The 14790-nt window shown below is 56.7% G+C and carries 20 protein-coding genes and 1 tRNA gene; 17 read left to right on the top strand and 4 right to left on the bottom strand.

The window, feature by feature from the left end; all coding sequences use genetic code 11:
- The first annotated feature begins 206 nt into the window (after positions 1-206).
- From HZB29_12625 to HZB29_12585, 9 genes are all read left to right on the top strand, one after another.
- A tRNA-His gene (locus HZB29_12625) sits at positions 207-282 on the top strand.
- A gap of 181 nt (positions 283-463) precedes the next feature.
- Positions 464-889 carry a F0F1 ATP synthase subunit B gene (gene atpF / locus HZB29_12620; GenBank protein ID MBI5816442.1) on the top strand — a complete coding sequence of 142 codons (426 nt, stop codon included), beginning with the start codon at positions 464-466 and terminating at the stop codon, positions 887-889.
- 2 nt (positions 890-891) lie between these two features.
- The gene (locus HZB29_12615) at positions 892-1464 is read left to right on the top strand and encodes an ATP synthase F0 subunit B (GenBank protein ID MBI5816441.1); all 573 of its coding nucleotides are present in this window, start codon (positions 892-894) and stop codon (positions 1462-1464) included.
- Positions 1461-2000, top strand: a complete 540-nt coding sequence (atpH, locus tag HZB29_12610; protein MBI5816440.1) for an ATP synthase F1 subunit delta — start codon at positions 1461-1463, stop codon at positions 1998-2000. The genes HZB29_12615 and atpH overlap by 4 nt, the downstream gene beginning before the upstream one ends.
- Before the next feature lie 16 nt (positions 2001-2016).
- A complete protein-coding gene (locus HZB29_12605; GenBank protein ID MBI5816439.1) occupies positions 2017-3525 on the top strand; it encodes a F0F1 ATP synthase subunit alpha in 1509 nt (502 codons plus the stop codon).
- Positions 3526-3540: 15 nt separating this feature from the next.
- Complete coding sequence (gene atpG, locus HZB29_12600; protein MBI5816438.1) at positions 3541-4398, top strand: ATP synthase F1 subunit gamma; 858 nt, start codon at positions 3541-3543, stop codon at positions 4396-4398.
- A gap of 41 nt (positions 4399-4439) precedes the next feature.
- On the top strand, positions 4440-5855 hold the full coding sequence (gene atpD / locus HZB29_12595) for a F0F1 ATP synthase subunit beta (protein MBI5816437.1): 1416 nt from the start codon (positions 4440-4442) through the stop codon (positions 5853-5855).
- Between the two features lie 3 nt (positions 5856-5858).
- Entirely contained in the window at positions 5859-6302 is a 444-nt protein-coding gene (atpC, locus tag HZB29_12590; protein ID MBI5816436.1) for an ATP synthase F1 subunit epsilon, read from the top strand.
- 249 nt (positions 6303-6551) lie between these two features.
- Complete coding sequence (locus tag HZB29_12585) at positions 6552-7004, top strand: hypothetical protein (protein MBI5816435.1); 453 nt, start codon at positions 6552-6554, stop codon at positions 7002-7004.
- On the opposite strand, the gene HZB29_12580 is transcribed toward HZB29_12585, so the two are convergent.
- Together HZB29_12580 and dut are read right to left on the bottom strand one after the other, a co-directional pair.
- Entirely contained in the window at positions 7001-7564 is a 564-nt protein-coding gene (locus tag HZB29_12580; protein MBI5816434.1) for a hypothetical protein, read from the bottom strand. The two genes, HZB29_12585 and HZB29_12580, sit on opposite strands and share 4 nt — an antisense overlap.
- Before the next feature lie 17 nt (positions 7565-7581).
- Positions 7582-8019: a dUTP diphosphatase gene (gene dut, locus HZB29_12575; protein ID MBI5816433.1), complete on the bottom strand. Its 438-nt coding sequence runs from the start codon at positions 8017-8019 to the stop codon at positions 7582-7584.
- Positions 8020-8102: 83 nt separating this feature from the next.
- Here dut and HZB29_12570 point away from each other — a divergent pair, with 83 nt between their 5' ends.
- Complete coding sequence (locus HZB29_12570; protein MBI5816432.1) at positions 8103-9173, top strand: glycosyltransferase family 4 protein; 1071 nt, start codon at positions 8103-8105, stop codon at positions 9171-9173.
- Positions 9170-10297: a glycosyltransferase gene (locus HZB29_12565; protein ID MBI5816431.1), complete on the top strand. Its 1128-nt coding sequence runs from the start codon at positions 9170-9172 to the stop codon at positions 10295-10297. The genes HZB29_12570 and HZB29_12565 overlap by 4 nt, the downstream gene beginning before the upstream one ends.
- Here HZB29_12565 and fliN read toward each other — a convergent pair whose 3' ends face one another.
- Positions 10298-10627 carry a flagellar motor switch protein FliN gene (gene fliN / locus HZB29_12560; GenBank protein ID MBI5816430.1) on the bottom strand — a complete coding sequence of 110 codons (330 nt, stop codon included), beginning with the start codon at positions 10625-10627 and terminating at the stop codon, positions 10298-10300.
- Positions 10628-10875: 248 nt separating this feature from the next.
- Between fliN and HZB29_12555 the strand changes: the two genes are divergently transcribed.
- From HZB29_12555 to HZB29_12530, 6 genes are all read left to right on the top strand, one after another.
- The gene (locus tag HZB29_12555; protein ID MBI5816429.1) at positions 10876-11196 is read left to right on the top strand and encodes a hypothetical protein; all 321 of its coding nucleotides are present in this window, start codon (positions 10876-10878) and stop codon (positions 11194-11196) included.
- Positions 11197-11226: 30 nt separating this feature from the next.
- Entirely contained in the window at positions 11227-11694 is a 468-nt protein-coding gene (locus tag HZB29_12550) for a hypothetical protein (protein ID MBI5816428.1), read from the top strand.
- 15 nt (positions 11695-11709) lie between these two features.
- On the top strand, positions 11710-13059 hold the full coding sequence (locus tag HZB29_12545) for a flagellar hook-length control protein FliK (protein MBI5816427.1): 1350 nt from the start codon (positions 11710-11712) through the stop codon (positions 13057-13059).
- 4 nt (positions 13060-13063) lie between these two features.
- Positions 13064-13342: an EscU/YscU/HrcU family type III secretion system export apparatus switch protein gene (locus HZB29_12540; GenBank protein ID MBI5816426.1), complete on the top strand. Its 279-nt coding sequence runs from the start codon at positions 13064-13066 to the stop codon at positions 13340-13342.
- Between the two features lie 145 nt (positions 13343-13487).
- A complete protein-coding gene (locus HZB29_12535; protein MBI5816425.1) occupies positions 13488-13712 on the top strand; it encodes a hypothetical protein in 225 nt (74 codons plus the stop codon).
- Entirely contained in the window at positions 13706-13984 is a 279-nt protein-coding gene (locus HZB29_12530; GenBank protein ID MBI5816424.1) for a type II toxin-antitoxin system RelE/ParE family toxin, read from the top strand. The genes HZB29_12535 and HZB29_12530 overlap by 7 nt, the downstream gene beginning before the upstream one ends.
- 24 nt (positions 13985-14008) lie before the next feature.
- On the opposite strand, the gene HZB29_12525 is transcribed toward HZB29_12530, so the two are convergent.
- Positions 14009-14617: an adenylate/guanylate cyclase domain-containing protein gene (locus HZB29_12525; GenBank protein MBI5816423.1), complete on the bottom strand. Its 609-nt coding sequence runs from the start codon at positions 14615-14617 to the stop codon at positions 14009-14011.
- Between the last annotated feature and the right edge of the window lie 173 nt (positions 14618-14790).

Here is a 14790-nt window from a genome sequence, read left to right as displayed (position 1 = left end):
GTAGCGGCCCTTGATTTTCGCAAGGTATTCTTTTCTGGCGCTTTTGCCCATATTCCATGCTCCCTTCGGTTACATGAAACATGAGGCATCGAATCATTTTCGCCTAATTCTTCGGTTACTTTTAATATGAGGCAATTCGTTCGCAGGCGAGGGGCTTGATTTGGCCGTCAAATTCGTGTTTAATTGCTATTTCGCGTTTATCGGTGGTGAGCGTAGCTCAGTTGGTAGAGCTCTGGATTGTGGTTCCAGCGGTCGAGGGTTCAAGCCCCTTCGCTCACCCCATTTTTTCCAACACTTTTGTGGATTTTCACGGCGCCGGAAATTATTTTGGCAATACCGTTGAAACTCTCCGCTAAAAGGTTTATATTGTCACGATTTTGGTGTGGCGGAAAAAGGGAATTTCCGCATGGATTTATAACGGTGCGCAACGCCTTATTGGCGGGTTAATTAAGAAGATCCGGAAATGATTGAAGTCAATTACACGCTGGGCATTCAGCTTCTGAATTTCCTTATCATGCTGTGGTTCCTGAACGCATTTGTGTTCAAGCCGATATTGCGGTCCGTGGAGGAGAGGGAGCGCAGGATCAAGGCGATGGAAAACGAGGGAAAAGGGGCGGCTGAAAGATGCGAAGCGTCCTTGGCGGAATATGAAGCCAAAATAAAGCAGATGAAACATGAAGCCTCTGAAATAACCGCTTCGGCCAGAAAGCGCGCCCAGGAATCGGCCATGAAAGTGATGGACGAGGCCAAGGGGGTTTTCAAGGAGAGGCTGGACAGAGCCAGGGGTGAAATTAACAAGGACATTGATTCGGCTTCGGCTACCTTGAAAAAAGAGGTTTCCGGCGTGGCTTCCCTTATAGCCTCCCGCATCATGGGTAGGAGCGTTTGACCATGAAGCTTTCTTCGGCGCTTACCGCCGGATTCATTCTTGCAACAGCTTTTGCCGGCGTGGCCCACGCCAGCGGCATTCCACTGGCCACTGAATGGGACATGGCCCGGGACGGCGGCAGGATACTTAACGCCGCAGTGGTTCTTGGCGCCATTGCTTACCTGGTTGTCCACTTTGGCGGCCCGGTGTTCCGCAAAAGGGCCGAGGACATCGCCTCCAAGATTGATGCGCTTGAGACCGCCAAGCGTGACGCGGCGAACAAGCTGAAAGAATATGAAGAAAGGCTGGCGAAAATCGAGACGGAAGCCAACCGGCTCAAGGCGGAAGCCAGGGCCGAAGGGGACCTTATAAAGAACCAGATAATAGAGCAGGCCGAACTTGCCGCCAGAAGGATATTGGAGAAGGCGCACGAACAGATAGAGCTGGAAGGGGTGAAAGCCCGTGAACGGCTCATGACGGAAGCTTTCGCGCAAGCTCTTGCGGTGGCCGAGGAAATCCTGAAGAAGAACATAAGGCCGGAAGACCATAAACGTCTTATCAAGAGCCAAATCGCCAGCATGGAGAAAGTGAATTGAAAGAGACCGCCGCAGCAAGGCGTTACGCCAAGGCGTTTTTGGACACTTTCGCGGAATCGTCCGCGGGCAATCTGGACGCCATAAGCGGCCAGATACGGGGCGTTGCGCGGGCCATCGCAGATAGTCACGATTTAAGAAGCATACTGTTGAATCCCGCCGTGTCGGACCCCCAGAAGCGCGGGATTCTTGAAGGTGTCATGAAAGCCATGAACACCGGGCGCGAGGCGTCCGGCGCGGTGCTTCTGGCGTTGACCAAGGGGCGCATCGGGCTATTGCCGGAGATTGCCGAGGAGTTTGAGAAACTGGCTTTCGAGGCGCTGGGCAAGGTTCGTGTGGACGTGACCTCGGCGATGGACCTTTCGGCGGAAGAGGAAAAAGAGCTTTTGGGCACATTGGGCAAGCTCACAGGCAAGACGGCGGTGCTGACGGTAAAGAACGATCCCACGCTCATCGGCGGGGTCGTTGTGAAGATAGGAAGCTTGGTTTACGACGGTAGCGTGAGCAATCAGCTTAAATCCCTCAGGGTTGGAATTTAACTAAAGGCGGACAAAGATGAGTATCAAGGCGGAAGAGATCAGCTCAATAATCAAGCGGCAGATCGAAGGATTCGAGCAGAAGCTTGAGCTTAAGGAAGTCGGCACAGTCATATCGGTCGGAGACGGCATAGCTCGTCTTTACGGGCTGGAGAACGCCGTGGCCGGCGAGATGCTGGAGTTCCCCGGCGGAGTGTACGGCATGGCGTTGAACCTGGAAGAGGACAACGTCGGCTCGGTTCTCCTCGGGTCGGACACGCAGATAAAAGAAGGTGACGAGGTCAAGCGGACGGGCAAGGTGGCCCAGGTGCCGGTGGGCATTGAGCTTGTGGGCAGGGTGGTCAACGCCATCGGCCAGCCGATAGACGGCAAAGGGCCTATCAACGCGAAGGCGTTCGGACCTATCGAGAGGATCGCGCCCGGCGTTATCGCCAGAAAGTCGGTGCACGAACCTCTCCAGACCGGCATCAAGGCTATAGACGGGATGATCCCGATAGGGCGCGGCCAGCGCGAGCTTATCATCGGCGACCGCCAGACCGGCAAGACCGCCATAGCGATAGACACCATATTGAACCAGAAGGGCCTTGATGTTTACTGCATATACGTGGCCATCGGGCAGAAGCGGTCCAACGTGGCGCAGGTTGTGAAAATACTGGAAGACCACGGAGCCATGGAGTACACCACCGTGGTGGCGGCAACAGCGTCCGACCCGGCTCCGATGCAGTACATCGCGCCGTACGCCGGATGCGCCATCGGCGAGTGGTTCCGGGACAACGCAAAGCACGCCCTGATAATTTACGATGATCTTTCCAAGCAGGCTGCGGCATACCGTCAGCTTTCCCTGCTCCTTCGCCGTCCGCCGGGACGCGAGGCGTACCCTGGCGACGTGTTCTATTGCCACAGCCGCTTGCTGGAGCGCGCGTCGAAACTGAACGACTCGCTGGGCGCTGGTTCGCTGACGGCTTTGCCGATCATCGAGACGCAGGCCGGCGACGTTTCCGCGTACATCCCGACGAACGTGATATCCATCACCGACGGGCAGATATATCTGGAGCCGGACCTTTTCTATGCCGGCGTGCGGCCCGCGATCAACGTGGGCATATCGGTGTCCCGCGTGGGGGGCGCCGCGCAGATCAAGGCGATAAAGCAGGTGGCCGGGCGGCTCCGGCTGGACCTGGCGCAATACCGCGAGTTGGCGGCGTTCGCCGCGTTCGGGTCAGACCTGGACGAGAACACGCAGAAACAGCTCAACCGCGGCGCGCGGATGGTGGAAATATTGAAGCAGGGGCAGTACAAGCCGATGTCTGTGCAGAAGCAGGTGGTCATCCTGTACTGCGGCGTCAACGGCCATCTGGACGACCTGCCGATCCCATCGCTGGCGCGGTTCGAGGAGGAGTTCCTGGCGTTCTGCGATTCGAAGTATCCGCAGATCGGAGAGGGAGTGCTTAAAGAGAAACAGATCACCCCGGCGCTCGAAGAGGACTTGAAGAAGGCTATAGCCGAGTTCAAAGGGCGGTTTGAGAAATAAGGCGGTTTAGATCAGATGGCGAATCTAAAAGATATCAAGAGGCGGATCGGCTCCGTCAAGAATACGCAGCAGATCACCAAGGCCATGAAGCTTGTGGCGGCGGCGAAGCTGCGCCGGGCGCAGGAATCGGTGATCGCGTCGCGTCCGTTCTCCGACAAGGTGGCGGAGGTGATGGAGGGGCTTGCCCAGCGCGCCAATAAAGAGGCGCATCCGTTGCTCCGCCGCAGGGAAGTGAAGAAAGTCCTGGTCATCGTCATGGCCGGGGACAAGGGGCTTTGCGGCCCGTTCAACAGCAACATCCTCAAGATGGCCCTAAAAGTGATCGGAGAGAATGCGGGGAAGGAGATTTCCCTCATTCTCGTGGGCAAAAAGGGGGTGGACTTCTTTCGCCGCCGGAAAATGAACATAGTCCAGGTATATCTGGACTACGGGAAGAAACTTGGCTACGACCTTGCCGGGTCTATCGCCGCGCAGGCGATGGAGAGGTTCGCCGACGAGAGCGTGGACCAGGTGTACATGATCTATAACAAGTTCCGCAACGTGGTGGTGCAGGAGGCCAGGACGGTGTCGCTGCTTCCGGTGACCGCGCCGAAAGTGGACGAGCATGCGACGCAGGTGGACTATGAATATGAGCCATCGGCGGACGCGGTGCTTGGCGAAGTGATAAAGAGGTATGTGGAAAGCCAGGTGTTCCAGTCGCTGCTGGAGTCCGCCGCGTCCGAGAACGGCGCGAGGATGACGGCGATGGACGCCGCCACGAAGAACGCCAAGGACATGATCGGCAGCCTGACATTGTCATACAACCGGGCGCGCCAGGCGGCCATCACCAAGGAGATCATCGAGGTGGTTAGCGGCGCGGACGCCATAAGTTAACGTATAACGAAGCCTAAGAGGATCGGGAGGATTATAAAGTAATGACGACAGCCGCCAAGACAGCCGGCAGGATCAAGCAGATCATAGGCCCGGTGATAGACGTGGAGTTCCCGCCGGGAAAACTCCCGAAGATATACAACGCCCTTGCCATCAAGACCGAGGGGGGCAACGAGATAATCGCCGAGGTGGCGCAGCATCTGGGGGAGAACCGGGTGCGCGCCGTTTCGATGGAGTCCACCGACGGGCTTATCCGCGGCATGGACGCCGTGGACACTGGCGACACCATCACAGCCCCGGTGGGCAAAGAGGTGCTGGGAAGGATTCTCAACGTCATCGGCAAGCCGGTGGACGAGATGGGGCCTGTGGGCTCCAAGGAGCGCTGGTCCATCCACAGGGATGCGCCGTTGCTCGTGGACCAGTCCACCCAGGCGGAGCCTCTTGAGACCGGCATCAAGGTCATCGACCTTCTGGAGCCGTACCTCAAAGGTGGCAAGACCGGCCTTTTCGGCGGCGCTGGCGTGGGCAAGACGGTTCTCATACAGGAACTGGTGCGCAACATCGCGCAGGAGCACAGCGGCCTTTCTGTGTTCGCCGGCGTGGGCGAGCGAACCCGGGAAGGCAACGACCTTTATCACGAAATGAAAGAGTCCGGCGTTCTGGACAAGATGGCCCTGATTTACGGCCAGATGACAGAGCCGCCGGGAGCGCGCCTGCGCGTGGCGCTCACGGGGCTTACCGTGGCGGAATATTTCCGGGACACGGAAGGCAAGGACGTGCTGCTTTTCATAGACAACATATTCCGATTCTCGCAGGCAGGATCCGAAGTGTCCGCGCTGCTGGGCCGCATGCCCTCGGCGGTGGGCTACCAGCCGACGCTGGCCACGGAGATGGGCAACCTGCAGGAGCGCATCACCTCGACGAAGAAAGGCTCCATCACCTCGGTGCAGGCGGTGTATGTGCCGGCGGACGACCTTACGGACCCCGCCCCGGCCACAACCTTCGCCCACCTGGACGCGACGACGGTGCTTTCGCGCCGCATATCGGAGCTGGGCATTTACCCGGCGGTGGACCCGCTGGACTCCACTTCGCGCATCCTGGACCCGCTTATAATCGGCTCGGAACACTATACGGTGGCCCGCGGCACGCAGAAGATACTGCAAAGGTACAAGGAGCTTCAGGACATCATCGCGATCCTGGGCATGGAAGAGCTTTCCGAAGACGACAAGCTGACCGTGTCCCGCGCGCGCAAGGTGCAAAGGTTCCTTTCCCAGCCGTTCTTCGTGGCGGAGACGTTCACCGGATCGCCGGGGCGCTATGTGCCGATAAAGGACACCATCGCCGGATTCAAGAAGCTGATAGACGGCCAGTGCGACGATATTCCGGAGCAGGCCTTCTATATGGCCGGGAACCTGGACGAGGTGTTCGAGCGGCACGAGAAAATGAAGAAAGGCTCCTGATAGATGGCGGCGGAGAACAACGATCAGCCCCAGTCCATATCCCTGCAGGTGGTGACGCCCGGAGGGATGGTGGAGGACGCGAAGGTGAACCTTGTCACAATACCCGGGGTGGAAGGGGTGTTCGGCGTTATGCCTGGGCACTCGCCGTTTTTCACGCTCATCGCCCCCGGCGTCATAAGCTATGACGAAGGGGGGATGCCGCGCGAGCTGGCGGTGTCCGGCGGGTTCGTGGAAGTGACTCAGGGGAAGACCCTGGTGCTGGCCAGGACAGCCGAGAAGAAGGACGATATCGACCTGGACCGGGCCCATCGCGCCAAGCGCGAGAGCGAGGAGAGGCTTGTGACAATGAGCTTCGAGGACGAGGGGCGCAAGGCTGTGGAAGAAGAGCTCGGCCGCGCTGTCGCAAGGATCGCGGTGGCTTCCGGGGAGTCCATCCAGGGGCACTGAAAGATTTTTGATTGCATTCCAAAAGGCGGCTTTAAAAGGCCGCCTTTTTCTTTATAAGGCGCCGCCTGCGCCTTTGGCTGTGGGTAATGAGATAGGCTGGGTTAGAAGGCCTTGGGCCCAGGCGGCCGAATCCTCGCCACCTTTTTACACCCAACGAAAATCCTGCGGTATAACTTTCGTCATATATGGCGGGAAACCTGCCTGCTAATGTCAGGAATGTTATTAACAAACATTGGATCAAGAGGTGATATGAAAGCAGTATTTGCGTTGATTATCGCGTTATGCGCCGCCGCTCCCGCGTTTTCCCAGGAAATGAAACATGAACATATGAGCGAGCACGCAAAACATGTGATGGGCGAGGGGGGCAAACAGTCCGAACATACGTTGATGAAAGTGATGCACGACCTGGCGTTCCAGCTTTCACGCATACAATTCGGCCTGCTGACAAACAACAGGCTGATGATAGAAGAGGGGGCCAAAGGAGTGGCAAACCATCCGGCGCCCAAAGGCGGGCTGGCGCCTTACATCAAGAAGAACAAGGAAGCGATAAAAAGCGTTGTGCCGGAGATGGACAAAAAGGTGCACAAGACCGCGCTGAAAATGGCGGAAGGGGCGGCAACGCTGAACATGATCGAACTGCAAGGACTGGCGAACACCATGACCGAGGGATGCGTGGGCTGCCACGACATTTTCAGGGACTAACGGGCCGCAAACAACGCCAGCAGCCGCACGAGTGCGATCTGGGGCAAGGTGACGCCAAGCCTGATGGCAAGCTGTGAGGCGGTTTCAGCCAGATTCTCACGAATAGCATAAACTGGAATCGCCCCGGCCTCCAGCGCCATTAGAAGCCCTGTGAGCGGGCCATCGTCTATCATGGCTATTTTCTCCAAAGGTACTCCCGATAAGCGCGATGCGATATATAGCCCCTCCGGATCCGGTTTGCGCGCGGCGGTGATGTAGATAATGTCCGGGTAAAGCCGCGCATACTCCCGCGACCTTGCGGCGCGTGCGCTGCGTGTGTTGGAAAGCACGAATACCTTCCCCTTGCCGAAATGTTTTACAAGCTCCCCGATCAACCGCTCACCCGCAAGGTCGGGCGCAGTTGTGCGAGCGGCGCCCAAGACACCGTCATGGTCGAGAATCACAGCCTCGGCCCCCAGTGAGCTTAGCCACGATGCGGTCAATTTCTCCACAGTCACTGACGCGCTGATGATTTTGGCGAGAGTCCCCGCGTGACGCGCGGCGAGAGAAAGGAATCCCATGGTAAACCTTGAAATAGTCAGGCGCGGACCTTATGCGCCCCAGTGGAGCCGAATCCGTTGGCGCCCCGCGAAGTGCCGTTTAGCTCCTCGGCCACTTCAACCTGCCAGTTTGTGACGTGGCAGGGGACGAGCTGGGCGATTTTCTGCCCCTCTGCAATCGCAAATTCCTCACCGGAAAGGTTTGAGACAAGGACGAGGATTTCCCCACGATAACCGTGGTCAATAACGCCGCCGCTTGTGACGATCCGCTTTGACGCCATTGAAGAGCGGTCCTTTATCACCCCGCCCCAACCTTCAGGAAATTCCACCGCCACGCCTGTGCGCAGGCGGCGCATTTCACCGGCGGGCAAGTTCACGGCGTCCAGCGCGAAAAGGTCGTATCCCAGATCGCCGGGATGGGCTTTTTCCGGGGCATGCGCCCTGTGGTCGAGTTTCTGTATTTTCAGGATATTCATTGTGGCTGATGATAGCGTCCGGAAGATGCCGAGTCAATCGCTTCTGTTGACTTGCGTGGGGCTATCCCATAAAGTTTCAAATAATGCGAATAGGTATAGACGCGCGGAAAATAATGGACAGCGGCATCGGCCGCTACATCTCCAACCTGGTGGAAAACCTGTTGAAGGTGGAAAGCTCACACCATTACACATTGTTCCTTTCACCGCTGGATATGAACGCCTTTGACTATCCATCGGACAGGGTCGCCAAAATAGCCGAACACTCCGGCAAATATTCGATAGCGGAGCACTGGACACTGGCGGCGGCGGCCAACGGGATGAAGCTGGACCTGTTCCACGCCCCGCATTACGTCCTTCCGTATTTTCTGAAAGTTCCGCCGGTGGTGACGGTGCATGACATAATCCACGTCACCGATCCGGGCTACGGATTCATGGCCCGCAATTACGCTCGCATGATGATCGGCTCCGCGGTCTGCCGGGCACGTAAAATTATCGCCGTGTCCGGCCATACAAAAGAGCGGCTTGTGAACGTTGTGAACGCTCCGGAAGATAAAATAAAAGTGATCCACAACGGCGTTGGCGATTTTCACCGGACGGCGGAGGGGGAGATAAATGCCATCCTTGGCCGGATGGGAATAAAGCCCGGCTATTTTCTTTTCACAGGTTCGGACAGACCGCACAAGAACCTTGGCGCGGTGGCGGGCGTGATGGAGATTTTAAAGGATTCACAATTCGTTATCGCAGGCAGGATTTTGGAAGATAGCCGCAGGCGGTTCGAAAAGCTTGGAAATAAAGCCATGTTCTTCGGCAATGTGAGCAAGGAGGAGATGCAGGCGCTGTATTCAGGGGCGAGGGCGCTATTATTCCCTTCTTATGACGAAGGTTTCGGGTTGCCGCCGCTGGAGGCGATGGCGTGCGGCGTTCCGGTGGTGGCATCCAGCAGGGCTCCGATGCCGGAGATTCTGGGGGACGCGGCGATGATGGCGGACCCGGACGACCATAAGACCATGGCGGATGCGCTGGTGAAGATAGTCAGCGAGCCAGCGTTCAGGGAAGCCATGGTTGCCAGGGGATTTGAGCGTTTAAAAATGTTTTCGTGGGAGAAAATGGCGATAGCCACGCTGCAAACATATGAAGAGGCGGCGCGATCATGAAAGTCGCCCTGGTTCACGACTGGCTGACAGGAATGCGCGGGGGGGAGAACGTGCTGGAAGTTTTTTGCGAAATATTTCCGGAGGCGGACATTTTTACGTTGCTGCACGTAAAGGGCTCCTTGTCCCAATCAATAGAAAGCCACAGGATCTTCACGTCGTTCCTTCAGAACTTCCCGGCGGTGGAGAAGAAATACCGCTGGTTCCTGCCGCTGATGCCAAAGGCTATAGAATCGCACAAGCTGGAAGGGTACGACCTGGTGCTGTCGTCTTCCCATTGCGTGGCCAAGGGGATAAAGAGCGGCGGCGCGCCACACCTTTGCTATTGCTTCACGCCGATGCGCTACGCGTGGGACATGTATCCGCAATATTTCAACCGCCAGCGGTTTTCGGCCCCCGTTCTGGCCGCCATCGGCGCTGTGATGCCGTATCTGCGCCGGTGGGACCAACGGACGGCAAACCGGGTGGACAAGTTCGTCGGCATATCCCATCACGTCGCCGACCGGATAAAACGGCATTACAACCGCGATGCGGACGTGGTGTATCCACCGGTGGACGTGGATTTTTATACAACGGCGGAAAATCCGGTTAAGCGGGAGGGATATCTTGTGGTTTCGGCCTTCGCCCCATACAAACGGGTGGACCTGGCCATCGAGGCGTTCAACAGGCTTGGCAAACCGTTGCATATTGCCGGCGGCGGAGAGGACGATAAAAGGCTTCGCGCCATAGCCGGGCCGGCCATAACTTTTGAGAGCGGCGCCAGCAGGGAGCGGCTGCGCGAATTATATCAAGGTACTCTGGCTCTGATATATCCTGGCGAGGAGGATTTCGGGATCATTCCTGTGGAGGCTAACGCATGCGGGACGCCGGTGATGGCGTATGCAAGCGGCGGCGCACTGGAGACGTTGGTATCGTTCGAGGCGCCTGAAGGCAGGCAGCCCACCGGAGTGTTTTTCAAGGATCAGACGGCGGAGTCCCTTTGCGGCGCGGTGGAGCGGTTTGAGGCGAACCTGGGGCGCTTCCGTGATTCCGATGCGATTCGCGCTAACACTTTGCGGTTTTCGCGGGAAGTGTTCAAAAGCAACGTGGAGAAGATGGTTGAAAAGTTTCTGAAAGAGAAAACCTGATCACATCTGGAACCTGATTATCTCCAGCGGGTCTATCACGTCTGTAACGCGGATGCCGAAACGTTCGTTGACCACCACCACTTCGCCCCGGGCGGTGAGCAGTCCGTTTATATAAATCTCCATGGGCTCGCCGACGAGCTTTTTAAGCTCGATTACCGATCCTGACTGTAACGCCAGAATTTCCCGCACCTTTTTGGCGGAGCGGCCAAGCTCCACGCTGATGGTGAGCGGGATGTCCAGGAAGTTGTCCAGTTCAGACATGGTCTGGGAGAGGGTTTTGGCCCCCGCCGTTTCATGATCCTGCCCCAGATGCTCGTTATTTTCGGTCATCGGTCCCCTTTGGTTTGATAACCTTGCGGTTATGCCTTAGCAAACTATTATAAGCCCAATGCTAAATAGTGACAATAGCTTTAGAATCAGCGCGTTTTAGCCGATGAGTAGACAGGTGGAATAGAAGCGGTTTTCAGGCATGAAAACGGAGCCGGCTGACAAGGCGCCCGAAAAGCCCGTAAACCGATGCAAAATATAGTATAATTTGTTAGGCGAAGGTAAACCTTGGCGTTATAAAGGGCTCGGCCATGGTAGATTCCATTGGGATGCAACAGGTGTTGCAACTGAGCAACACGGTGGAGCGTGTGCAGCAGGCCCAGCAGGGCGTGACTGCGGATGTGGCCCATTCCTTCGCCCGGGAGGTGGAAAAGACCACCGCAGTACAACGCAACCAAACCCATGCCGCCACCGAGGCGGAGGAACCGGGAATCCGGGACAATGATCAGCGCAAGCGCAAACACTATGCCCGCAGGATGCCGGAGCGTAAAGCCAAAGAAGAGGAAGCCGGAGAAAAGCAGGCTCCTCCCGCCGAGACGGGGCATGGGACTGTCATCAACATTGTCGCCTGACCCGCTCGCGGCAAACGCGGCCGCCCGCCGATGAACGATTGGTTTCTTTTCCAGCTTGTGGTGGACGCGGCTCTTTTTGCGATCATTATCATTTATGTCCTGCGCGAGGGTAAAAACCGCGCCGCGGCGCAAACATTGGAAACACCCGAACCGGTCATTAGCGGCCCGGACCCGGAGCAGATCAACGCGCTGATGGACGAGCTGGCCAAACTTGTGATGCGGGCGGAAAAAGTGGCCGACCGGATCGAGCGGGCCGTGAACAAATCCAACGAAAACGGCGCCACGCAAAGTGAAAGGCGCAAATCGGCCCCGGCGGCGCCAGCGGCCACTATAGCCATGGAACAGACCCAACCCGCGGGGTCGCCAGAGCTTCTAACCGAGGAGCCGTATGTGAAGGCCGCAAAACTCATCAAGAAAGGGCTGGCCGACGATGAGATCGGCCGCAAGGTCGGCCTGCCGCCCCACGAGGTAAGCCTCATCCGGCGCATGGCGAACTAGCCGCCGGAGCGCCTCATGCAAATAGGGCAATTCCAACAATCGCTCCTTTCCGCCGTGTACAAAAGCCTGGGCGGGAGCAAAGAACTTTCTTCCATTTTTTCCCAGGGGGAAGTGGTGGACGGAAAAGTTTTAAAACTTCTCGCGGGGAACCAGGCGCTTGTCAGATTAAGGGGGGTGGACCTTGTGGCCACATCCCAATCCCGGCTTGCCGAGGGGCAAAACATAACCGGCAGGGTGGAGAAGGTCAGCCCGAACCTTACGATAACCCTGCTTTCCGGAGAGGCCACCGGAGATGCGAAGGCGGCCCAATTGATGCGGCTGCTGCTCCCCGGAAAGGCGCCTGTGGGGGACGCGCTGGGGCGCATCGCCCAATCAATGAAGGGGACGGAATTGCCGCCGGACCTGAAAAACGTTATGGACGAAGTGGCCAGGACCGCCGCCGGAGCCATTGCGGAGGATCTGGGGACGTTGACCCCCGAGAAGACAAAAGAATTGCTGGGCCGCTCGGGGCTGTTCATGGAATCTACGATAAAGGCGGCCGCCGAAGGGAAAATGCCTCCGCAACAGCTAAAGGCCGCGCTGGCAAATGATTTAAAGGCTTCGCTGGCTAAGGCTTTGGGAGTGATGGACGCGCAGGTGGCCACGCTGGCGGAAAAGATTGGCGCCGCCACGGGAGACGCCGCCCCGGCCGCCGCTTCGATCAAACAGGACGCGTTTCCGGCTATGCCGCCGCAGGACCAGCCAAGACCGGAGCAGCTGAAACCGGAAGTGGCCGCAAAAATTCCGCTTCAACCATCGGGAAAAGAGGAAATCGCGGCGCCACGTCAGGACGCGGGGAACGTAGCCAACATGGAAAAAGACCTGGCCGCGATCCGCGAAACGGCCAAGGAGGTGCGAAAAGCGCTCGGCTCGATAGAATTCGCCCAGCTGATAAACTCAGCTTCGAAACGGGATGACGGGACTGTATCGGCGCCGTTGTATTTCCAGATTCCATTCGCCCAGGGGGACACCGTGCAGACCGCCCGGCTGTACTTGAAACCGGGCGAAGAAGGGGGAGGGCAGGGGAAGGAGAAGAAGGAAAAAGGGGGAAGCTCCATAGTGTTCATGCTCAACATGTCCAAACTGGGGCCTGTGCGGGCGGACGTGAGCGTGGCGGACAAAAAAATACACGGAACCGTGTATGTTATGAACGACACCGTGGCAAAGCACATGAAAGACAACCTGGCGGAGCTTACCGGATCGCTGGAGGCGGCGGGATATTCGGCGTGGATAGACGTGTCCGTGGCAGGCGGCAAGTTCATCACGGAGGAGCTGGAGAATTACACCCCTGCCACAGGCTCCGGCCTTATCAACATAAAGGCGTAACGCGATGGCCAAAGATACCCGCAAAAAAGCTGTTGCGCTCAAATACAAGCCGGGAGTCACAAGCGCCCCGCAGGTGACCGCCAAGGGGTTCGGCGACGTGGCCGAGAAGATCATCCAGATCGCCCGGGAACACAAAGTTCCGATAAAAGAAGACCCGGACTTGATCGAGACCCTTTCAAAGCTCGATTTATACCAGGAGATACCGCCGGAGCTATACCACGTGATCGCCGAGGTGCTGGCGTGGGTCTATAAGGTCAACGGGAGGTTTGGGAAGACAGGGTGAGCCGATGCTCGGCCGATTAATAAAAAGTGGCCTGCCCTGCCTGCATTCGCGTTATTAAGACCAGATGTCAGCTTATGGGATACTTGACCAGGTGTATCACTAGTGTTACACTTAACCAATAATACATATACACAAGAGAGCTTCAATGCCGGCGAGTAATCCAAGAATCAACGTTGTCCTTGAAAAGCCTGTTTACGAAAAGGTGGAAAGTCTTGCGAGGAGGGACGGCGTTTCCCTGTCGCTTAAAGTGCGGGATCTCGTGCGGGAGGCCATAGAAGTTGATGAAGATATGGCTTTGGCGGCCATTTCGGAGAAGCGGGACAAAACTTTCCGCAAATCCAAGGCATTAAGGCATGAAGACGTATGGTGAGGGGATTTAATGTCCTCTACCATCAGGATATAAAAGACGACCTCGCCAGGATAAACGAAAAACTAAAAGCCAGAATAAAAACCGCCATCGAAACACGCCTCATGACGGAACCGGAGCGTTATGGCGCTCCGCTTAGAAAAACGCTTAAAGGTTGTTGGAAATTGCGTGTGGGCGATTACCGCATAGTGTTCCGGATAAGGCCCGGAGTAGTCACCGTGCTTGCCATACTTCACAGGAAACAAGTTTACGAGACTGTTGGAAGACGGGTTTGATTCCGTTTGAAAAAAGGCCGTGCTTCACCCCCCCATCTTTTCCCACGACGCTTTCCAGTCCACAAGAAATATATCGTACCGCACACCTTCCAGTCCTTTAAGCTCCGCCCAGCCTATTTCCCTGCAGGCGATATGGCTGTTCTTGCGGATGGAGTTATAGACGATATATGAAATGAATATCCTGTTTTTTATCGGATAAAGGCTCTTGTCCACCGAAAGGGAGCTGAAAGACTCCGCCAGCAGCCCTTCGATCCTTTTGGCGGCGGTGACGGCTATGCCTATTCTGTCGCCGTCGTGGCCCACGTTGGTCTCGCCGAAATCTATCCCGATTCGAAGCTCCAGCTTCGATTTTTCCTTCACCCCGCTGTTGTACGCCTCCAGTTCGGCCAGCATTTCGATGGAGGACAGCACCGCGTCCTCGTTATTTTCGAATACGGCGATGAACCCGTCGCCAAGCCCTTTGCGGAAAAGGCAGTTGTGTGTTGAGAATATGCGGTTTGCGATGTCCTCCAAAAACCGGAAGAGGCTGAAGAAATGATAGCCTCCATACGTGTTCATTATGTTTGTGGAGCCGACAATGTCTATAAACACCACCGCCTCGCTGCGCGCGTCCTTGACAGGCATGGCGTGCATGGGGGGCGCGGTCTCCGGTTTCGCGGGTATGGCGGGGAAAGTGTCCTAAACTTAGTTGAAACGAAGGTATGACCTCACCTGCTACCATGTTTTTGAACGAAAACAACGGAAAGCAAGGAGGTCACATGAAAAGAGTAAACGGTAACGGGAAAACTGGCAAGGGAAGAATGGAT

The sequence above is a fragment of the Nitrospinota bacterium genome, assembly GCA_016235255.1.
GTDB lineage: Bacteria > Nitrospinota_A > UBA7883 > UBA7883 > JACRLM01 > JACRLM01.
The sequence above is the reverse complement of the archived record's forward strand: the minus strand, read 5'-3'. Positions and strand labels throughout refer to the sequence as shown.